This window comes from Lutaonella thermophila (assembly GCF_055387725.1).
On the sequence record NZ_AP043783.1, the window covers coordinates 444,685 to 471,394 of the forward strand.

A 26,710-nucleotide genomic window follows, 5' to 3' on the forward strand; every position below is an offset into this window, starting at 1 on the left:
TGAAAACTGTATTACCCTTATTACTTCTTTAACGAAGTAGGGCAAACCTCATCGGTTACAGGAATATTTGCCTCTTTTATTGCTTTAAAGCCCCCGGCAACATCAACAATATTGTGTATTCCTCTGCTTTTAAGGATTGATGCTGCTATAACAGAACGGTAGCCCCCTGCACAATGCACATAAAAGGTTTTGTTTGTTGGAAACTCACTTATATAATCGTTAATAAAATCTAGCGGAGTATGATGAGCATTTGCAATATGCGAAGAAGCAAACTCTCCATCTTTTCTTACATCAAAAACAGGAACATTGTTTTCTAAATGCTTTTTAAACTCCTCGGCAGATATTGATTGTAAAGTATCTATTTCTTTTCCGGAAGATTTCCATGCTTCAAAACCTCCTTCTAAATAGCCTAAAGTATTATCAAAACCTACACGAGATAAACGCGTAACGGCTTCTTCTTCTCTGCCTTCAGGGACTACTAATAATATAGGTTGTTTTACATCTTTAATTAAAGCTCCAACCCAGGGTGCAAAATTACCGTCTAATCCTATGAATATAGATCTTGGTATGTGTCCTTTTACAAACTCTTTTTGATGACGCACATCTAATATTAGAGCTCCAGTTTCGTTGGCAGCAGCTTCAAAAGCATCCGGAGAAAGAGGTCTGGTACCACGTTGTAACACCTCGTCTATATCATCATAGCCCTCTCTATTCATTTTAACATTAAGCGGGAAATATTGAGGTGGCGGTAATAATCCATCGGTTACTTCCTTAATAAATTCCTCTTTGGTCATATCGGCTCTTAGTGCGTAGTTTACCTTTTTTTGGTTTCCTAAGGTGTCTACTGTTTCTTTCATCATGTTTTTACCACATGCAGAACCTGCTCCGTGCGCCGGATATACAATTACATCGTCTGCTAACGGCATGATTTTTTCGCGCAAACTATCATACAACATTCCGGCTAACTCTTCTTGCGTCATATTTGCAGCTTTTTGTGCTAAATCCGGTCTGCCAACATCACCTAAAAACAAAGTGTCGCCACTAAAAATAGCATGATCTTTACCGTTTTCGTCTCGCAACAAATATGTTGTACTCTCTAAGGTGTGCCCCGGGGTATGTATAGCTACAATGGTAACATTCCCAAGTTTAAATTCTTGTCCGTCTTCTGCAATAATTGCATCAAAAGCCGGATTAGCTTGTGGGCCATAAACAATTGGCGCTCCCGTAGCTTTAGATAAAGTAAGGTGGCCACTCACAAAATCTGCATGAAAATGAGTTTCAAAAATGTATTTTATTGTTGCATTATTTTGAACTGCTTTATCTAAATATGGTTGCACCTCTCTTAAGGGATCTATTATGGCAGCTTCGCCATTACTTTCTATATAGTAAGCTCCTTGAGCTAAGCATCCTGTATAAATTTGTTCTACTTTCATAATCAATCTTATTTTAATACTTCAAAAATACGATATGTTTGTTGTTTACTATGTGACAAAAGTCACATAATTGCTACACAAGTTCTTTCCAAAATATATATATGGCCATAACCAGTATGAACCAACCAAATCCTTTTTTTAGTTTTTTATTACTTATATATTTTGATAAATATCCTCCTATTAAAATTCCTATTATTGTAAGTGCAGAGAAAAGTAGCAAAAACATCCACTCAATGGTAAGGGTTTGCAAATCGCCGGCAAACCCAATCAATGAGTTTATTGCTACAATTACAAGCGATGTTCCTACGGCCTTTTTCATGGGTAATCCTGCCCAAAGCACTAATGCCGGAACATACAAAAAACCACCTCCTGCACCTATTAAACCGGTTATAAGCCCAATTACAACACCTTGTATAAAAGTTTTATAATACGCTTGTGGTTTTACAGGTGTCTGTACTTCTTTTTTATTTTTAATCATAGAGTAAGCTGCCATAAACATTACTATGGCAAAAAACACCATGATTGCCATGTTTTTAGTCAGACTAAACGATGCAATGCTTACTATTTGGTCTGGAATATTGGGAACTAAAAATCTTCTGGAAACATAAACGGCAAGAAATGATGGAAATGAAAATGCCAATCCGGTTTTAAAATCAACCAGCTTTTTTTTATGCTTTTGAATAACCCCTACCGAAGCAGATGAGCCAACTACAAATAATGAATATGCTGTTGCAACTACCGGGTTGTAGCCCAACAGGTACACTAGTAAAGGTACTGTTAAAATTGAGCCTCCTCCGCCAATTAATCCTAAGACAACACCAATTATAATGGCTCCTGCATAACCTATAAAATGATTAAAATCCATGTGTAGGAAACTGTTTTTTACAAAGGTACGTGCTTAAACACCTATTGGCGTAACATTTGTTACACTATTCTATTTACAGGTGCAAAACCTCAATACTATTTCTGGTCATTTTTATTTTTTGCTCGGTTTCTAATTTTTTTAATAGTCTTGAAATAACCACTCTTGAGGTGTGCATATCAAAAGCAATGTCTTGATGCGTTGTTTGTAAAACAGGGGTTCCTAAAACTTTAGCTTTATCTTGAAGGTATTTTAACAAACGTTCATCCATTCTTAAAAATGCTAAAGCATCTACAGTTTCTATAAGCTCCATCATTCTGGTGTGGTAACTTTCTAAAATAAAGTTTCGCCAGCTTGGATATTGCTCCATCCATTGTTCTAAATAAGAAACCGGAATCATGTACAATTGTGTAGTGGTTTCTGTAATGGCTCTTATTTTGCTTTTAGCCGTGCCCCAACAACAACTTAATGTCATAGCACAGGTGTCTCCTTTCTCTACAAAATAAAGTAACAACTCGTTGCCATCAGTATCTTCCCGAAGCACTTTAATGGCACCTTCTAAAACTAAAGGAATATTTGAAACCGAATTACCAATGTCTAAAACAACCTCGTTAGCATCAAGTTTTTTTAGATAGCCAACTTTACTGATTTCTTGTAATAATTTGTCTTGAAAAAGGTATCCGAAGTTTTGCTGTAATAACGGATGCATTTGTGCTGATTTACTCTGTGTAAAAATACAAGAGTACTATGGATATTAAAAGTTTGCTTTGTGTTTTTTAATATAATTTAGTTTTTACAATTTAAATCTTATATTAGTATTGTATTCTGATCCCTTTAATGGGAACCAACCGAGTGTAGTCACCACGGTGGTAAAACAATACGGGCTTTACTAGTCAAAACAAACGTAATTTTCCTATTGCTTTTTCGGGATACAAATAAATTAAATTTTAACTAAAAATAATTTGTATTATGATGTCTAATGATTCATTTAGCAAAACTATTTCTAACCCTGGCTACGGCCAATTTCCTTACATTATTGTTAGGGTTCATCATGGTATTTATATGCAAATACCAATTCACTTTATTAAAGAAGAAAAAGTAGAAAATCTGGCTTTATTCCCAGGAACACATATTACTAATGTTTCTGAAGATATTTTAAAAAAGGATAAAGCCACTCAAATTTCTTTACTACATGACAGACTTCTTGAGGCTACAAAAAATGTAATTAGTAAAATTAAATCTAAGACAAATAATGACCCTCAGCTTTGTTTAGTTTTAGGTAAAAACCGAGCTATATATTATGAGAATGGAAAATTTAAAGAGAATTCTTCAATCCCCCGGGGTGGTACCTTAATTGATCAAAACAACAACACACTTGCAATAAATGCTGATCATTATATAGAAGATTAAATTATTAAGATAATTAAAACAAAAAAGCCCGGTAATTACCAGGCTTTTATTTTGCTCCCCCTGCTGGGCTCGAACCAGCGACCCTCTGATTAACAGTCAGATGCTCTAACCAACTGAGCTAAGGAGGAAAATGTTATTGCTTTTTTGCGGATGCAAATATAGCTGTTTTTTGATTTATCGCAAACAAAAAATAATTTTTTTATCCTTTAAATAAAAGTCTATAAATATCATTTCCGTTGGCAAACAATAACAATGCAATTAAAATAAAGAACCCTGCCATTTGTGCATACTCCATAAACTTATCGCTAGGCTTTTTACCAACAACCATTTCGTATAATAAAAACATTACATGACCGCCATCTAAAGCAGGGATTGGCAATATGTTCATAAATGCTAATATAAGCGATATAAAGGCTGTTGTTTGCCAAAAACTAACCCAGTTCCACTCTCCCGGAAACAAATTACCAATAGCTGCAAAACCACCAACTCCTTTGTAAGCTCCGGTTTCCGGATTAAATATTTTTTTCATTTGTTGCACATAACCACTAAGTATTTTTTTTCCTTTGTTAAATCCGGCAGGGATTGCTTCTAAAAACGAATATTCTTTTGTCTCTAAGGTTATGGCTTTCATTCGCTCTAAGTCTGATAACGACATCCCCGTTAGCACTCCAATTTTTCCTTCGTTATTAATTTTAACCGGAAATGTAACCGTATCTCCTTCGTAACGCCGTACTGTAAAATTAACCTCTTGCCCTTTTAAACGTTCTACCAGCTCTTTAACTTCGTCATGATAGGTTACTGGTGTATTTCCTATTTTTATTACGCGATCTTTTGATTTAAATCCGGCTTTATAGTTATGCGATTCTTTAGGAACCTCGGCAACTACAAAGGGAATTCTTGGCGATATAAAAAATCCGGTGTTTTTATTTTCTATAAGCTTAGAGATAAAATCTACCGGCATTTGTTTTTCTATTATTTCGCCATTACGGTCTATAGTTAGTGAGTTACCGTTTACTATTTTTGCTGCTAAATCATTATAGTTTACAACTTCTTCACCATCTACAGCTATTATTTTATCGCCGGTTTTTACTCCAATAAGTTCACCCATTTCCGGCTGGGTAACCCATACACCATCTTTGAGGCTTTTCATTGGTAAGTATTGTTCTCCATAAGCGTAGGCTAATCCAATATAAATAACAATAGCCAATATAAAGTTAACCGTTACCCCTCCTAACATTATAATGAGTCGTTGCCATGCGGGCTTGCTTCTAAATTCCCACGGTTGTGGTTCTTGTTTCATTTGCTCGGTATCCATACTCTCATCAATCATTCCGGAAATTTTAACATAACCCCCTAATGGCAACCATCCTATACCATAAACTGTTTCGCCAATTTTCTTTTTAAACAGTGCAAACTTTACATCAAAAAACAAGAAAAACTTCTCTACACGAGTTTTAAATATCTTGGCAGGAATAAAGTGTCCTAACTCATGTAGAACAATTAGTAGTGATAAACTTAATAAAAGTTGTAGTGCTTTAATTATAAACGGGCTCATATAATATTTTGTATTCTAACTTACTTTGTAAACCGCACAAAAGTACATTTTTAATAGTTGTAAAAAAAGTTACACACTATTCTGAACCTGTTTTTAAGAAAGTTTTAGCAGGTGTTTGGCATAAATAAATTACCATAAATAACACACATACACTACCTTTGCGCAAAAATTTAATATGCTTCAGTTTTTTAGCAAATTTAAATATTTAGGTATTACTCTTTTAGTGCTTTCCAGCATAATAATTACCCTTTTTTATAATGCACTAAAGCCTAAACCTAAACTACCTATTTACCAACCTGCTATGGTAAATAGTGAATTGGTAGATAGCACTTTACAACATGTAAAAAAGTACCATACCATTGGCAACTTTACTCTTGTAAACCAAAACGGAGATACCATAACACAAGAAAATTACAAAGACAAAATTTATATAGCCGATTTTTTCTTTACCACATGCCCAACCATTTGCCCAATTATGACAGACAATATGGTAATTATACAAGAGGCTATTAAAAATGATGATGAAGTATTACTCTTATCGCACACGGTAACACCAGAAATAGATTCTGTTGCTCAATTAAAAAAATATGCTTTAGAAAAGGGTGTTATAGATGCAAAATGGAATTTGGTTACCGGAAACAAAAAACATATTTACAACTTAGCAAGAAAATCGTATTTAGTCGCTAAAGATGATGGTGATGGAGGTCCGTATGATATGATACATACCGAAAATTTTGTGTTAGTTGATAAAAAAAGACGAATAAGAGGTTTTTATGACGGTACCAATACCGAAGATATTGAGCGCCTGCTGTCTGATTTAAAAATTTTAAAACAAGAATATAAAAACCCGTAACAACAGAAATTTTACGTTACACTTTTTAAAACTAGTTTTTTAGCTTATTTTTGCTTACTTAAAATCAGTCTAAATAAGAATATGTGTACAGTAGCCGATTTAAAACGTGGTGAGAAAGGTATAATTAAAGAGATCTCTATAAACCATATTCCTATAAAGCTTTTAGAAATGGGATGTCTGCCTGGCAACGAGGTAGAACTTATACAGCTTGCTCCTTTTAAAGACCCAATGTATATAAATGTAAACGGCTCTCATTTAGCAATCAGAAAAGAAACTGCCGTTCATATAGAAATTCAAAAAATTCAAGATATTACCCTATGAGTAAGCAAATAAAAGTAGCACTTATAGGGAATCCTAATACCGGTAAAACTTCTGTTTTTAATGCTCTTACAGGGTTAAACCAAAAAGTAGGTAATTATCCCGGTATAACTGTAGAGAAAAAAGAAGGTATTTGTAAGCTTCCCAGAGGTGTTAAAGCACATATTTTAGATTTACCCGGCACCTATAGTCTAAATACCACATCGTTAGATGAAAGTGTTGCCGTAGAAATTTTACTGAATAAAAATGATAAAGATTTCCCTGATGTAGCTGTTGTAGTTACTGATGTAGAAAACATTAAGCGAAATCTTTTGCTTTTTACTCAAATTAAAGATTTAAAAATTCCAACCATATTGGTCATTAACATGGCCGATAGAATGAAACGTAAAGGAATTACATTAGATATTCCTGTTTTAGAAGACCGCTTAAAAACTAAAATAGCGTTAGTTTCTACCAGAAAAGGTGTTGGAATAGATCATTTAAAAGAACTTATTTTAGATTACAAATCGCTTTCTGTAGAGCCGTGTGTTAACGCCTCTATTATAGATCCGGAGTATTTTGCCGATCTTAAAAAAACCTTTCCCAACCAAGATATTTATAAACTTTGGTTGGTAATTACACAAGATGTAAACTTTACTCCTTTAGAAAAAAAGGTTGTTAAAGACACCTCGGCTTTCACAACCAAAAGCACGGCAGAACTTAAAAGAATGCAGCAAAAAGAAACCATTGTAAGGTACCAATTTATAAATGGGGTTCTTAAAGAAGGTTATAAAATAGACCGTGCTTCTGCAAAAGGATTTACAGCCACATTAGACAGGGTTTTAACACACCATATTTGGGGATATGCCATATTTTTTATCATCCTGCTAACTATCTTCCAAGCTATTTACGATTGGAGTAGTTACCCCATGGATTTTATAGACCAACTATTTGCTTCTTTTAGTGATTGGACCAAAAACACTCTGCCTCCCGGCGTATTTACTAACCTAATTGCAGAAGGTATTATTCCCGGATTAGGTGGCATCGTGATTTTTATTCCGCAAATAGCATTTTTGTTTTTGTTTATATCGGTGCTCGAAGAAAGTGGTTATATGAGTAGGGTAGTTTTTTTAATGGATAGAGGTATGCGCCGTTTTGGATTAAGCGGTAAAAGTGTTGTGCCCCTTATTTCGGGTACCGCTTGTGCAATTCCGGCAATAATGGCCACCCGAAATATTGAAAGCTGGAAAGAACGACTTATAACTATTCTGGTAACTCCATTTACAACCTGTTCTGCCCGCTTACCGGTTTATTTAATAATTATTGCCTTAGTAATACCAGACAAACGTTTTCTGGGAATGAATCTGCAGGGCATTACCTTAATGCTTTTATACCTGTTAGGTTTTGTTATGGCAGTAATAGCTGCCTGGATTTTACATAAAACGCTGCAAATAAAAGGCAAAACATTTTTTATTGCCGAAATGCCTAACTATAAAGTCCCTTTATTAAAAAATGTGGCTTACACGGTTATAGAAAAAACCAAAAGTTTTGTTTTGGGTGCCGGTAAAATAATTTTAGCTATTTCTATTATTTTATGGTTTTTAGCTTCTAACGGGCCTACCGAAAAATTTACAAATGCAGAACGTATAGTTACCGAAATCAACCCTACACTACCTGAAGATGAGTTAAGCACTAAAATAGCTTCGTATAAATTAGAGAATTCTTATATAGGGTATATAGGAAGAGCCATAGAACCTGCCATTAGGCCTTTAGGATACGATTGGAAAATTGGTATTGCCATTGTAAGTTCTTTTGCTGCCAGAGAAGTTTTTGTAGGAACCCTTGCTACCATTTACAGTGTTGGCAGTGAAGAAGAAGAAACTATTAAAAACCGAATGGCCGGAGAGGTAAATCCTATTTTAGGCGGCCCGTTGTTTAACTTTGCTTCCGGAATATCGTTATTACTATTTTACGCATTTGCTATGCAATGTATGAGTACTTTAGCTGTTGTAAAAAAAGAAACAAATAGCTGGCGTTGGCCATTATTACAGCTTGTTTCTATGAGCACAATAGCATATTTGGCTGCTTTAATTGCTTATCAATTACTTAAATAGTATGGAAATTATACAGCACATATTAGCATATACAACCTTGTTTTTAGCCATTGCTTATTTAATTAAGAAGTTTTTTGTGGTAAAAAAACAGCCACAAAACCCCTGTGTTAGCAAAGATTGTGGCTGTAAAAATTAATTTTGTTTCCTGTACTTTTCAAACCAAGCTATAGTGTGGGCTATTTTAGTTATTAAGTTGCTTGGTCTTGATGCAATGCCATGTGAAGCCTCCGGAATTTCAACTAAAACGGTTTGTATTTTTCTGAGCTTTAAGGCATGATATAGTTGTTTTGCTTCGCTTGGTGGTGTACGTAAATCGTTCATTCCCACCATAACCATAGTAGGTGTTTGTATGTTACCAACTAAAGAAATCGGAGAAAATTTCCAATAAGTTTCTACATTTTCCCATGGTTGCCCGGGATAGCGATAATTAGCATACCTAAAATAATTATCTGCTACCAGAGTTTTACTAATCCAATTCATTACGGGTTTAGCAACCACAGCAGCTTCAAAGCGGTTGTTTTTTCCAATTATCCAAGCCGTCATTATGCCACCGGCACTCCCTCCGGTAACAAACAGTTGGTCTTCGTGTGCTAATCCTTTTTCAATTAAATAATCAACCCCATCCATAACATCTTGGTAGTCGTCTCCCGGATAATTGTTATATAACAAATTCCCAAACTCCTCTCCGTAACTGGTACTTCCTCTTGGGTTAGGATAAAAAACAATGTATCCTGCTGCTGCATACAACTGCATTTCGGCAGAAAATCTATCTCCATAATTTAATATTGGCCCACCATGATTCTCCACTAAAAGCGGGTACTTTTTATTAGGATTAAAATGTGGTGGTTTTACAATCCATCCTTGAATATCTCTGCCATCTACAGTAGACTTGTACCAAACCTCCTCTACTTCTCCTAAAGTTCTGTAGGGTAGTAAATCTGAGTTTAAATCGACAATAATCTTGGGGTTTTTACTTTTTTGTTTCAAGATAGCCAAAGCAGCGGGGTAACTAGGTGTAGTATGTGTGTAAGCAATAGTGTTGTTTTTTGCAAGACTGTAAGAACCTCCCGGATAAGGTCTTCCTATAGATGTGCCTCCAAGATTGTCGGCAATTTTAGTTACTTTCCCTGAAAGGCTTATGTAGCCTATTTTAGTATTGCCTTTATCATCATACGTAATATAAAGCCCTTCACTTTTGGCATCCCATTTTATGTTAGATACGCTCCTGTCTAAAGCTTCAGAAAGTACACGTTTATTACTTCCATCGGCATTCATTATATGAAGTTTTCTAACCTGGTATGCTTGTACTTTATCTTCGTAGCCTAAGTAGGCTATATATTTTCCGTTAGGAGAAACTGTAGGGTTATAATCAGGTCCTTGTCTGTTGGTTAATGCAGTAATTGCTCCTGTTTGTAAAGATACGCTGTACAGTTCGCTATTGTTATAATCGTACTCCCAATTATCTGATCTGTTTGCCGTAAAATAAATAGTATTACTATTAGGATGCCAAGAAATTGGTCCGTTATGATTATAATCTCCCGATGTAATTTGTCTGGGCGCTCCTCCTTGTGATGAAATCACAAAAATATGATTAAAGCCGGGCTCAATATATCCTCTGCCATCTGCTTCATGATATAATCTGTCTGTAATTCTAGGAGATTTTGCCCATTTTGCACCTTTAGGCTTTTGAGGCATTTTTGCTAAAACCGGTGGTGCTTTAGGCACATTCATGGTAAATGCAATCCAGTTTTCGTCTGGCGACCAAGATATTGATGATGGCGATTTTGGAAGTTGAGAAATTCTGGCAAATTTACCGCTATTTACCCAATACATATACAGCTCTGTACCTTCGTCTGTGGTACTTGCAAAAACAATTCGGTTTCCTGAAGGAGACCATCTGGCAGAGAACTCATTTACCTCTCTTGTGGTTAATTTTTGGTGTTGTGAACCATCTGATTTAACTATCCAGAGATTTCCCACTGCTCTGTCTTTCATTATATCAAACCTCATTCTTCTGTAAACCACCCAGGTTCCATCCGGAGATATTTGAGGGTCTGAAACATATTCTAAATCAAATACATCTAAATCTTTAAAGGCAGGTTTTTGAGTGATTTGAGAAAAGGCTTCTACAATAATTAAAAGACAAAAAGCTAGTAAAACCGATTTTTTCATGACAAGGACATTTTTTATGCCCTTAAAAATAATCATTTTTTTAAGGTAGAATTTTTACCCTCTAAACAAAAAGTAATCTTCTTTCATAGCCTCAATTTGAGTATGCTTATTGGTAACAATATAGTTGATGGCCTTTTGAGTGAAGTCGTCTCCTTTTTCTGTTAAATTAACAATACCGTTACTGATGGTAATCATGTTATTTTTTTGTGCCAAGTCTAACACCTTTTTAGCTTTAACTTTTTGCCAATTTATATGCTGACTTAAATGGTTTACATGACGCTCTTTTTCATCTGAATGATTTTTTAAATGCAACAAAAACGTAAGAAGCATTACCTCTATTTTTTGTTGTTTTTGACGGTACAATACAGCCCACAAGCCTTTGCCCGGAGCAAATAAATAGACTGCTAAAAACACGATTCCTAAAACAGTAGTTATAGACCCGGCTATAGAGGCATCTAATAAATGTGCAACCCAGTATCCTGCAATAGCAGCAAAAACCCCAAAAAAGCACGAAAGCCATAGCATTTGCTTTAAATCTTTTGTGAGTAAATAGGCTGTTGCTGCCGGTGCAATCATAAGTGCTACAACTAAAATGGCACCAACAGCATCGAAAGCACCAACAATAGTTACCGATGAAACAGACATTAAACCGTAATGCATTACAACCGGCGAAAATCCTAATGAAGCCGCCAATCCGGCATCAAACGTGCTTACTTTTAATTCTTTAAAAAAGGCTAAAAGCAACGCAACGGTTAGTACTAAAATTACACCTATTACCCAAAGTGACTTTGGGCCAAAATCTAACCCGTTTATGAGCAATCTATCAAAAGGAGCAAAAGCTAATTCTCCCAACAACACGGCATCTACATCTAAGTGCACGTCGTTAGCATTTTTAGCAATTAAAATAACACCTATACTAAACAATGCCGGAAAAACCAATCCAATAGCAGTATCTTCTTTAACCAATCCGGTTTTTTGTATAAACTCTACTAAAACTACAGTGATAACACCGGTTACAGCTGCCAAAATTATTAGTAAAGGCGACGCTAAATCGTGAGTTATAAAAAACCCTATTACAATTCCGGGTAATATAGAGTGACTTATGGCATCACTTATAAGGGCCATTTTTCTGAGCACCAAAAACACCCCCGGTATAGCACAGGCCATGGCTACTAAACTTGCAATGAGTTGTATTTCTATTTGTGCGCTCGTCATTTTTCTTGATCTTGTTGGTTGTATAAAGAAGCTGCTTTATTAAAGCCTTCTTGTGTTAATGACCACATATTACCACGAATAGTTATGTAGTTTTTATGCTCTAATTTTTTAAGTGATTTTTTAGTAAATCCTTGAAAATTGTTTAACAGTTTTATATGATGCGGATGCGATATGTTTTGATGCGTTTTAGCAATATTGTACATAAAAGCAAGTGTTTTATGTAGTTTTAAATCGTTTCTGCTTTTTTGAAATCTTATCTCTCTAAATAACAATCCTCTACTAGGAGAAAATATAAAAGACACCAACACAAAAGCAGCTGCTACTAATACAATTACAGGTCCGGTAGACAAATTATTTTGTGTAGCACTAATTGCTGTACCAACCACTCCGGATATTGCACCAAATAGTGCTGCTAATACTACCATTATCCCCAAACTGTTTGTCCATTGTCTTGCAGCTGCTGCCGGAGCTAATAACATAGCACTCATTAAAACTACTCCTACAGTTTGTAGTCCTAAAACAATGGCAAGTACTATAAACGAAGTAATTATAATATCTATAACCTTTGTGTTAAACCCTAACGTTTTAGTATAATCTGCATCAAATAGAAGTAATTTAAACTCTTTCCAGAATAACACCACAATAATTAAACAAATACCTGCCACTATACTCATTAACCAAACATCACGTTCTAATAGCGTTGCTGCTTGACCAAAAAGATACGTGTCTAGCCCGGCTTGATTTGCATTAGGTTGCTTTTGAATAAATGTTAGCAGCAACATTCCGAAACCAAAAAAAAGCGATAAAATTAAACCAAGTGCAGTATCTGATTTTAAGTGTGTTTTGGTGATAATACCTCTAATCCAGAATGTTCCGATAAGGCCGCTTAAAAGCGCTCCCAATAAAAAAGTATTGCTGTCTTTTGCTCCGGTTAGCAAAAAGGCAATTGCAATACCCGGCAATGCAGCATGAGATATTGCATCGCCCAGCAAGCTTTGTTTTCTGAGTACTGCAAAACTTCCTAGCATACCACAAACAGCTCCTAATACAGCTGTGCCAAGGGTAATGGTACGAAGTGTATAATCGTTTAAAACTGCTGCAATATATTCTTGTACATTCATTATTGCTGCACGCTAACTTTATAATTAATTCCGTAGGTTTTGGTTAGGTTATCGTCGTTAAAAATATCTTTTACCGGTCCGGTTGCAATACGTTTTACGTTTAAGAATGTAACCCAATCAAAATACTCCGGGACCGTTTGCAAATCATGATGAACAACTACAACTGTTTTCCCTGCTTTTCTGAGCTCTTTTAATATATTTATAATTGCTTTTTCTGTGGTGGCATCTACCCCTTGAAAAGGTTCATCCATAAAGTATATAGATGCGTTTTGAACAAGTGCTCTAGCTAAGAAAATACGTTGTTGTTGCCCTCCGGATAATTGACTGATTTGCCTGTCTTTAAAAGGCAGCATCCCAACTTTTTCTAATGCTTCTAAGGCTGCTTTTTTTTCTTTTTGCCCCGGTCTTTTAATCCATCCTAAGCTACCATAAGTTCCCATCATAACAACATCTAGTGCAGTAGTAGGAAAATCCCAATCTACACTTCCTTTTTGCGGAACATAGGCCACTAATGAACGTTGTTTTTTGTATGGTTTTCCATAAACCGAAATGCTTCCGGCCAATGGTTTGATAATTCCGAGTATGGCTTTTATGAGCGTTGATTTTCCTGCTCCATTCGGTCCAACAATAGCCATTAAAACCCCTTCCGGAATTCTAAGATCTATGTCCCACAACACCGGTTTGTAATTGTAAGCTACCGTTAAATCATCTACCGCTACTGCTATTTTTTGATCTTCGCTCATATATTACAAATCTTTTATTGTAAGGCGTTAACAATAGTGTTTACATTATACTTAAACATGCCTATGTAAGTTCCCTCGGGTGTACCGGCATCACCCAACGCATCAGAATACAATGTTCCTCCTATTGTAACCTCATGACCTTTAGCTTTAACAGATGCTTGTAAGGCTTCTATAGTACGTTTTGGTACAGAGCTCTCTACAAATATGGCTTTAACATTGTTTTCTATAATAAAGTTTGCCAGTTTTTGAACATCTTGTACTCCGGCTTCTGTTGCAGTAGATAATCCCTGCAAACCAACAACTTGAAAGTTAAAAGCTTCGCCAAAATAATTAAACGCATCGTGTGCAGTTACTAAAATGCGCTGCTCTGCCGGTAGTTTATTTACTACGTTGGTTACCTCTTTTTGTAAAGCATCTAACGATGCAAGGTAGTTATTAGCATTGTTTAAATAATATGCTGCATTTTTAGCATCTAATTCTGCTAATTTATTGGCAACAAACTGTACTGCTTTTTTCCAGTAGTTTATATTAAACCAAATATGAGGATCGTAGTTAGAAGCAAAATAATCTGAGCCTATAAGTTTACTTTTATCTAATGCATCTGTGATTGCAAAGGTAGTTTTGTTTTGCTGCTGCATTTTCTCGAAAATATCAACCAACTTCCCTTCTAAATGCAATCCGTTATAAAACACAACATCTGCATTAAATAATTTAGAGACATCTCCTTCACTGGCTTTGTATAGGTGAGGATCTACGCCACTTCCCATTAAACCTTGCAGTGTTATTTTGTCGCCACCAATCACCGATAACATATCGGTAATCATAGTGGTTGTGGTTACTACATTAAGTTTTTCGTTTTTTTGCTTTGTTTCTGTTTTACAAGCTCCTAAAACAAGTAATATGCTTAGTGATAAAACTATTTTTTTCATGTGTCTTTTTATTTAGGAATTCTAAAACTAATACCTCCGCTTATGTATAAATCTTGAGTGTTATTTAAACTAGTACCGCCAGAGAGGTCTAACTGAACATTATTGCTAAGCAAATAAGTAAATCCGGCATCCCATAAATGACTTGGTCTGCTGTCTTCCGGAAGTTCTCCGTATAACTCTACAAAAGTGCCCAACTTATCTGTTATACTATAACCATAGGCAAGAGTATATACATAGTTCGCTTCTGGAGAATCACCGCCCCATTCTGCTCCTAAGTTGTACGAAAGGCTAGAATTCTCACTTAAAGTATGTGCAAACGAAAACCTAAAATCTACCCCAGTAGTTTCCGGCCTGTAATCTGTTGCTGCTAAAAATGGTAATTGCAAATGACCAATTAATCCTATTTCGGGCAACCACCCGTTTTCTTGCGTTATGGCTACTTTAGCACCTAAAAGCAATGGCGAAAATCCGCTTAAAACATTCTCTATTTCATTGCCGTTAAACTCAAAAGCTTGCTCGGTAAAATCCCAACCTAAACGCAACTCTAAATTGTCTAGCAAACCAACTCTAACTAAGGTAGTGTTAAACGTTGTCGTTTTCTCTTTAATAGAATTTTCTTTAAACGATTCGTAAAAAGTTCCTGTTTCTACCTGTATAAAACCAACCGGAATAACAGACGGAGATTCTGTTGCATCGGGCCTATCGGTTACTAATGGACCTAACGTTTCTTTTTGTTCTTGTGAATATGCTTTAGCTGCTGCTATTAACGCAAGTAAAACAATCTTAAATTTTCGTGTCATTTTCTACTTCTTTTACTAATAAATTATTTGCTACGGTTTCTGTTATAGTATGTTTATTATTGTTATTTATTGCAATTAGCATAGAGTTGTCAAATGGTTCTACACTAAGTACTTTTATGCTATCTCCTATAGCAATTTGCTTTTTGTTTAAATACCTTAAAAAATCGTCTGACGAGTCTTTAACTCCTAACAAAATTGTCTCTTGGTTCTCTTGTAGTGTAGAAAGTTTAACCTTTTTTCTTCGTGTAATATTCCCATCTTTGTCCGGAATCGGATCACCATGCGGATCTACAGTAGGGTAGCCTAAAAATGCTTCTAATCTGTTAATTAAGCGTTCAGATTTTATGTGCTCTAATTGCTCGGCAATGTCATGAACCTCATCCCAAGAAAAGTTTAGCTTATCTACCAAAAACGCTTCCCACAAACGGTGTTTTCTAATAATAGATACTGCCACTTTTTTTCCTTTATCAGACAACTGTACGCCTTGATATTTTTTATAGATAACCAATTCTTTCTCGGCCAACTTCTTTAACATATCGGTTACTGAAGACGCTTTAGTATTCAGTTTCTCTGCAATTAAATTGGTGTTAACCTCGGTACCATTTATTCCGCCAAGGCTGTAAATAGCTTTTAAATAATTTTCTTCGGCCTGAGAAAACATATTTTATTTTTTGGCAAATGTAATCATTTTTTTAGATAAGCCTAAAAATATTTTAAAGCAAATAAAAACCTCGCTTATTTACGAGGTTATATTGTTGTTAAGGAGTATTAAGATTGCCTGTCTATTAACGAAGTGGCAAAGCTTATAAAATGTTCTTTGTTAGTAGCAGATAACGATGTTTTATTTAAATAATTAAAGGCCTTTTGTGTGTAAAAAGCAACTGTTTCTTTGGTTTCTGCAGCTGCTCCTGTTTCTTTAAAAATATTTTTTACTTGTTGTACTTTATCATCAGATTTTTTTGTAATTGCGTACCAATCTAACAATGTAGCTTTTGTTTGGGCATCGGCTCTTTCTAAGGCTTTTAGGTATAAAAACGTTTTCTTATTTTCTAAAATATCACCTCCTACTTGTTTACCAAAGGTTTCGGGATTTCCAAAGGCATCAAGATAATCGTCTTGAATTTGAAAAGCCAATCCTAAATGCACTCCAAAATCATACATGTGTTGTGCATCCTCTTCTGATGCATCAGCAATATAGGCTCCCATTTTTAATGCACACCCTAATAAAACAGCTGTTTTGCCTTTAATCATGTTTAAATAATCTGAAAGCGAAACCTGTTGTTGTTGTTCAAAATCCATATCATATTGCTGTCCTTCGCATACGTGTAGTGCTGTTTCAGAAAAAAGCTTAATCAATTTTACTTGCAACTCTGCCGGATATGTTTCAAAAAATTGATAGGCTTTAACAAGCATGGCATCTCCGGATAATATTCCTGTATTCACATCCCATTTTTCATGAACAGTTGGTTGCCCTCGCCTTACAGGAGCATCATCCATAATATCATCATGTATTAATGAGAAGTTATGAAAAAATTCTACTGCTAATGCTGCCGGAATCGCATCGGTATAACTTCCAGAGAAAGCATCGGCAGTCATTAAAGTTAAAACCGGTCTTAAACGTTTACCGCCCAACTGCAAAATATATGCTAAAGGACGGTAAAGCCCTTGTGGCTGCTTTTTAAAACTATAAGCCGTTATGGCTTGCAATATTGTTTGCTGGTATTGTTCTGTACTACGCATACGGTAAAATTAGCTCGACTAAAATACTATAAAGCCAACGTAAATTAAGATAAATGTAATGTTAAAAAATTGTAAAACTTTGGAAACTTTTATTGTTTATAAAGTTTCCTGGGCTATATTTGCGCTCCTTTATTATAGATTACATGCGTAATAAAATTTTAGAAAAAGCAGCCGATTTATTTTTAACCTATGGTTTTAAGAGCGTTACCATGGATGATATTGCCGATGCGCTGGGCATATCTAAAAAAACCATTTACGCACACTTTGAAACTAAAACTGCTTTAGTTAAAGACGTTTCTTTTTATATGTTCGAAATTATATCGTACGGTATAAATTGTATCTGCGATTTAAAAAAGAACCCCATTGAAGAGCTCTACGAGATAAAGAGCTTTGTTATGCATCATTTAAAAGACGAAAAATCCTCCCCGCAATATCAGCTTCAAAAATATTACCCTAAAATTTTTGAAACCCTTAAAAAAAAGCAATTCGAAGTAATGAATGCTTGTATTACAGAAAACCTAAACCGAGGTATTGAGCAAGGTTTTTATCGTAAAACAATTGATGTTGATTTTGTTACCAAAATATACTTTAACGGTATTATGGGCTTAAAAAACCCTGAATTTTTTTCACCTAAACACTATGCCATGAACTCTTTAATGGAGATGTATTTAGAATACCATGTAAGAGCCATAGCAACAACAAAAGGATTAGAAACTTTAAATGCTATTTTAAGTTCACAACATGAAAAATAAACTACTGTTTACATGCTGCTTTATGTTTAGCCTAAGTATTGTTGCACAGCAACAACCACAAGAGTTTTCTTTAAACGAGGCTATTGCTTATGCATTAGAAAATAATTACAATGCCATAAATGCCAATAGAGATATAGAGGCTGCTAAAAAACAAAAGTGGGAGACTACAACCATGGGGCTTCCGCAAATAGATGCCAGCATAGACTACCAGAATTTTTTAAAACAACCGGTTTCGTTAGTTCCGGCCCAATTTTTTGGTGGTGAGCCCGGAGAATTTGCCGAAGTTGTTTTTGGAACTAAGCAAAATGTAAATGCAACCGCAACATTAAAACAATTAATATTTGATGGCTCTTATCTGGTTGGTTTACAGTCTGCCAAAGTATTTCTGGAAATCTCAAAAAACGCCAAAGAAAAAACTAATCTAGAAGTTAGAAAGGCGGTTATTAATGCCTACGGAAATGTGCTTCTTGCAAAAGAAAGCGTTACTATTTTAGAGAAAAATAAAGCTACACTACAAAAAAATCTTTTTGAGACTAAAAAACTCTATGAAAATGGCTTAACCGAAGAAGAAAATGTAGAGCAACTTCAAATTACGTTAATGGCTACAGAAAACAGTTTAAACAATGCTAAACGAATGCATACTATTGCCAAAAAACTGTTTAATCTTACTTTAGGAATAGATGTTGACATACCCGTTAAACTAACCGACGAGCTATCTGCTTTAGCGCTAAAAAATATAGACAGCACATTACTTTCTGCAACAGAAGATGTTACAGAAAACATTGATTATAAAATAGCCGAAAACAACAAGCGCTCTAAAGAGCTCTTAGTAAAGCTCGAAAAAAGCAAAGCCTTGCCAACCTTAAATGCTTTTATAAATGGTGGCTACACCGGAAACAGCAACGAGTTTAACTTTTTTGATAGCGAGCAACAATGGTTTGGCTCATCGTTGGTTGGAGTTAGTTTAAATATTCCAATTTTTAGCTCTTTAGGTCGTACCGCTAAAACTCAGCGCGCTAAAATTAACTTAGAAAAAGCCAAAACAGAGTTAACCCAAAAAGAGCAAGAACTTAAAATGCAGATTGCTGCAGCTAAAAGCGATTACAAATTTGCCATAGAGCAATTTACAACTGCACAGCAAAATCTTGCCTTGGCAGAAAGAATAGAGCAAAAAAATCAGACTAAATATTTTGAGGGTATTGCAACAAGTTTTGATTTAAGGCAAGCGCAAACTCAGCTATACAATTCGCAACAAGAATATTTACAATCAATGCTTAACCTTATTACTAAAAAAGCAGAATTAGAAACACTTTTAAATACCGTACCACTTAATTAAAACAATACTTATGAGAAAAATAGTTATCATAATACTACTTGCTTCTTTTGTGTTATCATGCGGAGGCGGTCAAAAAAAATCTGTAGAGGCCATAATAGAGAGTGGTGATTTAGAAAGTATGCGAGCTAAACGCTCAGAATTGGTTATTCAGCAACAAAACATTAGCAATCAATTACAAGAATTAGATAAAGCTATCGGAGCATTAGATACCATAAAAAAACTACCTCTTGTTACCACAATAACCGCAAAAGACACTGTTTTTAAGCACTATTTAGAGCTACAAGGAAGTGTTACCACTAAAGAAATGGTAACCATATACCCCGAATTTTCGGGCACGCTTACACAGGTGCTAGTAAAAGAAGGGCAAAAAGTAGCTAAAGGACAAATTCTTGCTAAAATAGATGATGGTGGTTTAAGCCAACAATTAGCGCAACTTAAAATTCAGGCAGATTTAGCTAAAACTACTTTTGAGCGTCAACAACGTTTATGGGAGCAAAAAATTGGCTCAGAAATACAGTACCTGCAAGCAAAATCTAATTTTGAAGCACAACAAGAAGCTGTAAAACAAATGCAAAGTCAGCTGGAGAAAACTATAGTTAGAGCGCCATTCTCTGGTGTTATTGATGATGTAATTACAGAACGTGGTACCGTGGTAGCCCCCGGAACCCCATTAATGCTGCTGGTTAATTTAAACAACATGTATATTGAAGCTGATGTGCCGGAAAAGTATATAACTAGTGTTACACCGGGTAAAGAAGCCAAGGTTTATTTTCCAATTTTAAACGAAACACTTACAACAACAGTACGTCAGGTTGGTAATTATATTAAGCCTAACAACCGTTCTTTTAGAGCCGAAGTTGGTATACCAAATACTAACAATAAAGTAAAACCCAACTTAACCGCCAAGGTACATATAAACGATTATACCAACCCTAATGCCATTTTATTACCGCAAAGTATTATTTCTGAAAACGCTAACGGACAACAATATGTTTATGTTGTAACTAACACTAACGGTAACAACGAAGCTGTTGCCAAACGCACCTACATTAAAACAGGAAAAATACAAGGTGATTTTGTAGAGATTGTAGAAGGACTTTCTAACGGTGATTTAATTATAGAGGAAGGCGCCAGAAGCGTACAAGACGGACAAAAAGTTAAGATATTAAACTAATCTCTTATGAGCGATTTTAATAAAAAGGTTAATAAAGAATTTAAACTGTCTTCTTGGGCTATAGACCACACAACCATAATGTATGTGATGTCTGCCCTATTTTTAATAGTTGGCTTATCGGCATATTTTAGTATGCCCAGAGAGAGTTTCCCGGAAATTAAAGAAACCAAAATATACATAAGCACTCCTTTTCCCGGGAATACAGCAGAAGATATAGAAAAACTCATTGTAGATCCGCTTGAAGAGCGCTTAAAAAATGTTAGTAACGTTGTAGAGGTAACTTCTACATCGCAAGAAGATTACGGTATTATAATTGTTGAGTTTGATGAAGACATCTCTGTAGAATCTGCTAAACTTAAAGTTAAAGACGAGGTAGATGCTGAAAAAGCCGGAGAAGATTGGCCCACCTTTAACGGTGCAAAAGTAGAGCCGAATGTATTTGATTTAAACTTCTCTGAAGAGATGCCTATTCTTAACATAAACATCTCTGGAGATTACCCTGTAGAAAAATTAAAAGAATTTGCAGAATACCTTGAAGATGAAATAGAAGATTTACCCGAAATTAAACAAGCCGATATTAGAGGGGCACAAGAAAAAGAGGTAGAAGTTGCTGTAGATATTTATAAAATGATGGCTGCACAAGTAAGTTTTACCGATGTAATAAATGCCATCAGAAACGGTAACGTAACCATCTCTGCAGGTAGTTTAATTAAGAGCGGGCAACGCAGAACGTTGCGTGTTCTGGGAGAAGTAGAAAACCCCTCTGAGCTTGAAGAATTTGTAGTAAAATCAGAAAAAGGAGCTATTTACTTAAAAGACATTGCTTCTGTTAACTTTAGAGAAAAAGATAAAACCACCTACGCAAGAGAACTTGGGCAAAACGTTGTAATGCTCGATGTTAAAAAGCGTTCCGGTAAAAATATGGTTGCTGCAGCACAGCAAATACAACAAATAGTTGCAGATGCCAAAGCCAATGTATTCCCATCAGATTTAAAAGTTTCCATTGCTAACGATCAGTCCGAAAAAACCATAAACCAAGTAGACGACCTTGTAAACAACATTATTTTTGGTATTATACTGGTTGTAACTGTATTAATGTTCTTTTTAGGGTTTAGGAATGCTCTCTTTGTTGGTTTTGCCATCCCTATGTCTATGTTCATGTCGTTCATGATATTAAATGCCTTAGGCTACACCATGAACACCATGATTTTATTTGGCCTTATTATGGGGTTAGGAATGATGGTAGATAACGGTATTGTTGTGGTAGAAAACGTTTATCGTTTAATGGATCAGGAAGGCATGAGCCGTATAGAAGCTGCTAAAAAAGGAATTGGCGAGATTGCTTACCCAATAATTATATCAACTGTAACTACGGTAGCTGCTTTTGTTCCGCTTGGTCTATGGCCGGGTGTTATGGGAGAGTTCATGATTTATTTCCCAATTACTTTATCAGTTGTACTTGGTTCATCATTATTTGTGGCCATTTTTATTAACTCTGTAATGGTCTCACAATTCATGGAAGTTGGCGAAAAACAACTTACCAAAAAACAACTAATCAGGCTAAGTATTTTACTGGGTGGTTTTGGTATTTTTATTTATTTGATAGGTGGTCAGGTAAGAGGCCTCGGAACTTTAATGATAGTGCTTGCGGGAATGTTTTGGCTATACCGTTATTACATTAAACAAGCTACACACTTCTTTCAAAACAACATATTATCTAAATGGGAAAACTGGTATGAAAAGTCAATCAGATTTGCCCTTAGTAAACGTAAACCTTACCTGTTTGCTTTCGGTACAGTGCTATTACTGGTTATATCGGTAATGATGTTTGGCATGTCGGTTGGTAGCGGAAGAACCAAAGTTGAGTTTTTCCCTGATAACAAGCCTAACCAAATTGTAGTTTATATTGAGTATCCGCAAGGTACCGATATTACAAAAACCAATGAACTCACAAAAGATATAGAAAAACGTGTATATGCCGTGTTGTATGATGAAGAGTATATGGATGGCGATTATAACTTCATGGTAGAATCTGCCGTATCTCAAGTTGGTGAAGGTGCCGGCAACCCTCAAACTGACGGAGGGTCGGCTGCCGAAATGCCTCATAGAGCAAAAATAACAGCTACCATGAGAGAGTTTAAATACAGACGTGGCAAAGACAGCGAAGTGCTCAGAAAAAAGGTTCAAGAAGCGCTTAAAGGCATTTATCCCGGAGTAGCTATTTCGGTAGAAAAAGATCCGGTAGGACCTCCGGCAGGATATCCTATAAATATAGAGCTTAAAGGTGATGATTACGATTTACTAATTGCCACTGCAGAGCGCATGCGCGATTTTATAAACAGTAAAAACATTCCGGGTATAGAAGAATTAAAAATAGACGTAAATAAAGCCAAACCTGCCATGGAAGTTACTATAGATAGAAAAAAGGCCGGAGAATTAGGAGTCTCTGTAGGGCAAATTGGCACACAATTACGTCGCTCTATTTTTGGAGAAAAAGCAGCCGTTTATAAAAAGGATGGTGAAGATTATGATATATATGTTCGATTTAATGAAGAAAACAGGTACAATAAAAACTCATTATTTAATCAGAATATAATTTTTAGAGATCCTGCTTCCGGACAAATTAAAGAAATTCCGGTTTCGGCTGTTGCAACACAACAAAACACATCGTCTTTTAGTGCTATTAAGCACCGTAACTTAAAACGTGTTGTAGTTGTATATTCCGGCCTGGCACCCGGTTATACTGATGCCGGAGCAATTGTATCTCAAATACAAGCAGAGATGGCTGAGTTTGACAAACCAGATGGTGTTGAGTTTGATTTTACAGGACAAATAGAGGAGCAAAACAAACAGATGTCGTTTTTACTTAGCGCATTAATTTCCGGTTTAGGCCTCATAATGTTTATTCTGGTATTCCAGTTTAACTCGGTTTCTAAGCCTTCTATAATCATGACGGCTATATTCTTGAGTTTTATAGGTGTATTTTTAGGATTAATTGCTACCGGATGGCCTTTTGTGATTATGATGACTATGATGGGGATTATATCATTAGCCGGAATTGTAGTAAATAATGGTGTTGTGCTGTTAGATTATACTCAATTGTTAATTGATAGAAAAAAAGTTGAACTTGGAATTCCTGAGGATAAATACTTACCAATGCAGCATGTTTTAGAGGCAATTGTTAAAGGAGGGAAAGCTCGTTTACGCCCTGTAATACTAACGGCAATTACTACTGTTTTAGGATTAATACCACTTGCCATTGGTTTAAATATTGACTTTTTCTCGTTGTTTAGCGAATTCGACCCTAAGATTTATTTAGGAGGAGATAATGTTATTTTCTGGGGGCCTTTAGCATGGACCGTTATTTTTGGGTTAATATTTGCAACATTCTTAACCCTAATAATTGTTCCGGTGTTATTTTACTTGGTTACCAAACTTAAATACGCAATATTTACAAATAAGCGAGTGCAAGTGCAAGCTTAAAACATTTTTTATATAAAATGAAAAAGGCTGTTTCTATAAAAAGAATACAGCCTTTTTCGCTTTGGTTGGCTAATTACACTTTAAAATTTAAAAGTAAGTCCACCGTTAATCACGGTACCGTTAAACCCGAACTGGTTAACTTCCCAGGGATATTTAAATCTACCACCTAAATCGGTAATAACATCACCAAAGGTGTTAATTTCATCAGGATAAACGTTTAATAAGTTATTTGCTGAAGCTTTTAAAGTAATTTTATCAGAAATATTAAATCTAACTAATAAATCTGTAATTACTTTTCCGGCGAAAGTTTGGTCTTTACCAGGGTCTGCCGGGTGTCTCCAGGTAACTTCTCCAAAATACGTGTTGTTTAATGCAATATCAAACTTTCCAACAGCATACTCCAATCCGAGTACACCTTTTAAGTTAGGTCTTGCAGTAGTAATTCTAGACTGCTCTTCTCTGTTAAAGATATCAGTATAGCCGGCATTAGCTAAGGTTTCAGGAACGTTAACTGTACCATCTATATCTGTTTCATTCCAGTTAAAGGCAGCATTAATATCTAATTTACCATTACCAAGCTCTATACCTTTATAGTTGGCAACTAAGTCTATACCTTGGCTTTTGGTATCTACCGCATTTACGAAGAATTTAATACTGGTTACATTAAAGTCGTCTAGTATTTGCTCAACTACATTTTGTGGGTTCCCCGGTGATCCGGTGATATATCCAATTTCGTTGGTAAATAATACTCTGTTATCTAATTTAATGTTATAGTAATCTAAAGACACCGAGAAATTTGGTGCAAATCTGTACGTAAAACCGGCAGCAATATTAAATGATTCTTCTGCATCTAACGGATCAATTCCTAACCCCTTAATTACCGGGCTTACATTATTAAATGTACCTTGGTTAGAGACTGTTCCTCCAGATACTAACGTTTGTATGTTACTTAAATAAATTTGGTGTAAAGATGGCGCTCTAAAACCGGTATTAACAGACGCTCTTATAGCTCCTTTTTCATCCGGAAGTAAGTAACGACCACTTATTTTCCAGCTTAAATTGTCACCAAAATCACTATAATCTTCGTATCTGATAGCTCCAGCTAATAAAAACTCTTCTGTAGCATCCCAATCTAAACCGGCATAAACACCAATGTTAGAACGTGTTTCTTCTAAAGCGTTAGATGGTTGTAATCCCGGGAAAGATTGCGCTCCGCCACCAAAATACGAAGCCGGCTCACCTGCTAATGTTGTAAAGCGCTCTCTACGAACTTCTGTTCCTAAAGAAACTACAACATTACCAAAATCTTTATTAATGTCTAAGTTTCCAATATCGTTACTAAAGGTATAACCACCTGCTTCAAATCTGGTTGGACTAGATGCTCCTAAATCTACGTTTAGTGTGTTTCCAATAGTGTAATCTACAGCGTTTCTACCAAATGTATAGCTGATATCAAAATTCCAATCTCCAAGCATTTTCCAACGGTTACCTACAGTAGCTGTGTTGTCGCGAATATCTGTTTCGAAGGTTGGTTGAAAACCTTGATATTCTGTGCCGGGCTCATGTAATAAATTAAATGGATCCGGAATCCAGTAAGGTGCTCTGTAAAGAGCAAAACTCTTACCGTCTCTCTTTTGTAAGCTTCCAAAGAAATAGAACTCGCTCGACTCTCCATAAGGAAATCCTGCATTAAATGCCAATCCAAACTTATCATATTCAGGCTGCCCAACGGTCATTCCTAAATCAGGGTTTTCGGCTAACCAAGAGCCCCAAGTAGGATCGTTAGCAGAAACGCCAAATAAACTATCTTCACCCGGAGTTCCTGGTCTGTTAGTGCTATCTTGATGATAGTATTCTGCAGTAAAGTTAAAATACCCTCCACCATCAAACGATAACGCGGTATTTATATCACCACTATACGTAAATCCGTCTCCTTCTGTAGTTACACCGGTTCCTAAATTAACAGTGGTGAGCTCTACATTATCTTTTAAAATTATATTTATTACCCCTGCAATAGCATCAGAACCGTATTGTGCAGCTGCACCATCACGTAATACCTCTACGCGCTCTATAGCAGCAGCAGGAATACTTTTCATGTCTACACCTACTTCACCACGTCCGGGTGTTTCGTTTACATATACTAAAGCACTTTGGTTTTTACGCTTTCCGTTTACTAAAACTAACGTACGGCTTGGCCCTAAGTTTCTGAGTTCAGAAGGGTCAAAGTGCGCTGTAGCATCCGAAATGGTTTGATTGGTAGAGTTATAAGATGGTACTCTATAAGCAATCATCTTATCTACTTCAGGCTGAGCACTAACAGCTAACTCTGCAGCCCCAATATTATCTATCGGAACCGGAGACTCTAATACCGTTCTTGGTTTGGCTCTGTTACCAACTAGCACAACTTCATCTAAAGCAACTCCTTCTTGCAACGAAACATTTATTGTTCCGGCCGAAGTAACTTCTACTTCTTGGGTCTTGTAACCAACTGATGAGAATACAAGTGTAGCCGGAAAAGAGGGCACCGATATGGTGTAGTTTCCATTAAAATCAGTGTTAGTTCCTTTTGTGGTTCCTTTAATCACTACATTCACTCCCGGTAGTGGTTCTCCTGTTGATTGGTCTGTTACAACCCCTTTAACTTCTCCCTGTGCCAACATTAAAGCGGGCGTAAAAAACAGCAGAAAAGCACACAACTTTTTAAGTAACTTCATTTTCATA

Annotated in this window: 21 protein-coding genes, 1 tRNA gene and 1 riboswitch; of the genes, 8 read left to right on the forward strand and 14 right to left on the reverse strand. The window is 35.8% G+C overall.

What is annotated here, in order from left to right:
* Positions 1-20 precede the first annotated feature (20 nt).
* From ACZ5CF_RS02050 to ACZ5CF_RS02060, 3 genes are all read right to left on the reverse strand, one after another.
* Positions 21-1,433, reverse strand: coding sequence for an MBL fold metallo-hydrolase (locus ACZ5CF_RS02050; RefSeq protein ID WP_464580046.1), 1,413 nt, complete (start codon positions 1,431-1,433; stop codon positions 21-23).
* Positions 1,434-1,506: 73 nt separating this feature from the next.
* Positions 1,507-2,298, reverse strand: a complete 792-nt coding sequence (locus ACZ5CF_RS02055; protein WP_464580048.1) for a sulfite exporter TauE/SafE family protein — start codon at positions 2,296-2,298, stop codon at positions 1,507-1,509.
* A gap of 73 nt (positions 2,299-2,371) precedes the next feature.
* Positions 2,372-3,004, reverse strand: coding sequence for a Crp/Fnr family transcriptional regulator (locus ACZ5CF_RS02060; protein WP_464580049.1), 633 nt, complete (start codon positions 3,002-3,004; stop codon positions 2,372-2,374).
* A 106-nt stretch (positions 3,005-3,110) separates the two neighbouring features.
* Positions 3,111-3,206: riboswitch (SAM-I-IV-variant riboswitch) on the forward strand.
* Between the two features lie 58 nt (positions 3,207-3,264).
* On the opposite strand from ACZ5CF_RS02060, the gene ACZ5CF_RS02065 reads away from it, so the two are divergent.
* On the forward strand, positions 3,265-3,705 hold the full coding sequence (locus ACZ5CF_RS02065; RefSeq protein WP_464580050.1) for a hypothetical protein: 441 nt from the start codon (positions 3,265-3,267) through the stop codon (positions 3,703-3,705).
* 54 nt (positions 3,706-3,759) lie between these two features.
* Here ACZ5CF_RS02065 and ACZ5CF_RS02070 read toward each other — a convergent pair.
* Positions 3,760-3,833: transfer RNA gene (locus ACZ5CF_RS02070), tRNA-Asn, on the reverse strand.
* A gap of 71 nt (positions 3,834-3,904) precedes the next feature.
* The gene (rseP, locus tag ACZ5CF_RS02075; protein ID WP_464580052.1) at positions 3,905-5,260 is read right to left on the reverse strand and encodes an RIP metalloprotease RseP; all 1,356 of its coding nucleotides are present in this window, start codon (positions 5,258-5,260) and stop codon (positions 3,905-3,907) included.
* 175 nt (positions 5,261-5,435) lie between these two features.
* Between rseP and ACZ5CF_RS02080 the strand changes: the two genes are divergently transcribed.
* From ACZ5CF_RS02080 to feoB, 3 genes are all read left to right on the forward strand, one after another.
* Positions 5,436-6,113, forward strand: coding sequence for an SCO family protein (locus ACZ5CF_RS02080; RefSeq protein WP_464580053.1), 678 nt, complete (start codon positions 5,436-5,438; stop codon positions 6,111-6,113).
* 81 nt (positions 6,114-6,194) lie between these two features.
* Positions 6,195-6,434 (forward strand): FeoA family protein, encoded by a 240-nt coding sequence (locus ACZ5CF_RS02085; protein ID WP_464580054.1) that lies wholly within the window; start codon positions 6,195-6,197, stop codon positions 6,432-6,434.
* Positions 6,431-8,524, forward strand: coding sequence for a ferrous iron transport protein B (feoB, locus tag ACZ5CF_RS02090; protein ID WP_464580056.1), 2,094 nt, complete (start codon positions 6,431-6,433; stop codon positions 8,522-8,524). The genes ACZ5CF_RS02085 and feoB overlap by 4 nt, the downstream gene beginning before the upstream one ends.
* 132 nt (positions 8,525-8,656) lie before the next feature.
* Here feoB and ACZ5CF_RS02095 read toward each other — a convergent pair whose 3' ends face one another.
* From ACZ5CF_RS02095 to ACZ5CF_RS02130, 8 genes are all read right to left on the reverse strand, one after another.
* Complete coding sequence (locus ACZ5CF_RS02095; RefSeq protein ID WP_464580058.1) at positions 8,657-10,696, reverse strand: S9 family peptidase; 2,040 nt, start codon at positions 10,694-10,696, stop codon at positions 8,657-8,659.
* A 54-nt stretch (positions 10,697-10,750) separates the two neighbouring features.
* Positions 10,751-11,911 carry a metal ABC transporter permease gene (locus ACZ5CF_RS02100; protein ID WP_464580060.1) on the reverse strand — a complete coding sequence of 387 codons (1,161 nt, stop codon included), beginning with the start codon at positions 11,909-11,911 and terminating at the stop codon, positions 10,751-10,753.
* Positions 11,908-13,032 (reverse strand): metal ABC transporter permease, encoded by a 1,125-nt coding sequence (locus tag ACZ5CF_RS02105; RefSeq protein WP_464580061.1) that lies wholly within the window; start codon positions 13,030-13,032, stop codon positions 11,908-11,910. The genes ACZ5CF_RS02100 and ACZ5CF_RS02105 overlap by 4 nt, the downstream gene beginning before the upstream one ends.
* Positions 13,032-13,775: a metal ABC transporter ATP-binding protein gene (locus ACZ5CF_RS02110; protein ID WP_464580062.1), complete on the reverse strand. Its 744-nt coding sequence runs from the start codon at positions 13,773-13,775 to the stop codon at positions 13,032-13,034. The genes ACZ5CF_RS02105 and ACZ5CF_RS02110 overlap by 1 nt, the downstream gene beginning before the upstream one ends.
* Positions 13,776-13,789: 14 nt before the next feature.
* Complete coding sequence (locus ACZ5CF_RS02115; RefSeq protein WP_464580063.1) at positions 13,790-14,704, reverse strand: metal ABC transporter solute-binding protein, Zn/Mn family; 915 nt, start codon at positions 14,702-14,704, stop codon at positions 13,790-13,792.
* Between the two features lie 8 nt (positions 14,705-14,712).
* The gene (locus tag ACZ5CF_RS02120) at positions 14,713-15,504 is read right to left on the reverse strand and encodes a transporter (RefSeq protein ID WP_464580064.1); all 792 of its coding nucleotides are present in this window, start codon (positions 15,502-15,504) and stop codon (positions 14,713-14,715) included.
* Positions 15,488-16,165 carry a metal-dependent transcriptional regulator gene (locus ACZ5CF_RS02125; protein ID WP_464580065.1) on the reverse strand — a complete coding sequence of 226 codons (678 nt, stop codon included), beginning with the start codon at positions 16,163-16,165 and terminating at the stop codon, positions 15,488-15,490. The genes ACZ5CF_RS02120 and ACZ5CF_RS02125 overlap by 17 nt, the downstream gene beginning before the upstream one ends.
* A 107-nt stretch (positions 16,166-16,272) precedes the next feature.
* Positions 16,273-17,244 (reverse strand): polyprenyl synthetase family protein, encoded by a 972-nt coding sequence (locus tag ACZ5CF_RS02130; protein WP_464580066.1) that lies wholly within the window; start codon positions 17,242-17,244, stop codon positions 16,273-16,275.
* A 143-nt stretch (positions 17,245-17,387) separates the two neighbouring features.
* Here ACZ5CF_RS02130 and ACZ5CF_RS02135 point away from each other — a divergent pair, with 143 nt between their 5' ends.
* Genes ACZ5CF_RS02135 through ACZ5CF_RS02150 form a run of 4 tightly spaced genes read left to right on the forward strand, consistent with a single transcriptional unit; the run spans position 17,388 to position 23,989 of the window.
* The gene (locus ACZ5CF_RS02135; RefSeq protein WP_464580068.1) at positions 17,388-17,996 is read left to right on the forward strand and encodes a TetR/AcrR family transcriptional regulator; all 609 of its coding nucleotides are present in this window, start codon (positions 17,388-17,390) and stop codon (positions 17,994-17,996) included.
* The gene (locus ACZ5CF_RS02140) at positions 17,986-19,332 is read left to right on the forward strand and encodes a TolC family protein (protein WP_464580069.1); all 1,347 of its coding nucleotides are present in this window, start codon (positions 17,986-17,988) and stop codon (positions 19,330-19,332) included. The genes ACZ5CF_RS02135 and ACZ5CF_RS02140 overlap by 11 nt, the downstream gene beginning before the upstream one ends.
* Positions 19,333-19,342: 10 nt before the next feature.
* Positions 19,343-20,506 carry an efflux RND transporter periplasmic adaptor subunit gene (locus tag ACZ5CF_RS02145; RefSeq protein WP_464580071.1) on the forward strand — a complete coding sequence of 388 codons (1,164 nt, stop codon included), beginning with the start codon at positions 19,343-19,345 and terminating at the stop codon, positions 20,504-20,506.
* A gap of 6 nt (positions 20,507-20,512) precedes the next feature.
* Positions 20,513-23,989: an efflux RND transporter permease subunit gene (locus tag ACZ5CF_RS02150; protein ID WP_464580073.1), complete on the forward strand. Its 3,477-nt coding sequence runs from the start codon at positions 20,513-20,515 to the stop codon at positions 23,987-23,989.
* An 80-nt stretch (positions 23,990-24,069) separates the two neighbouring features.
* Here ACZ5CF_RS02150 and ACZ5CF_RS02155 read toward each other — a convergent pair whose 3' ends face one another.
* Positions 24,070-26,649, reverse strand: coding sequence for a TonB-dependent receptor (locus tag ACZ5CF_RS02155; protein ID WP_464580074.1), 2,580 nt, complete (start codon positions 26,647-26,649; stop codon positions 24,070-24,072).
* Between the last annotated feature and the right edge of the window lie 61 nt (positions 26,650-26,710).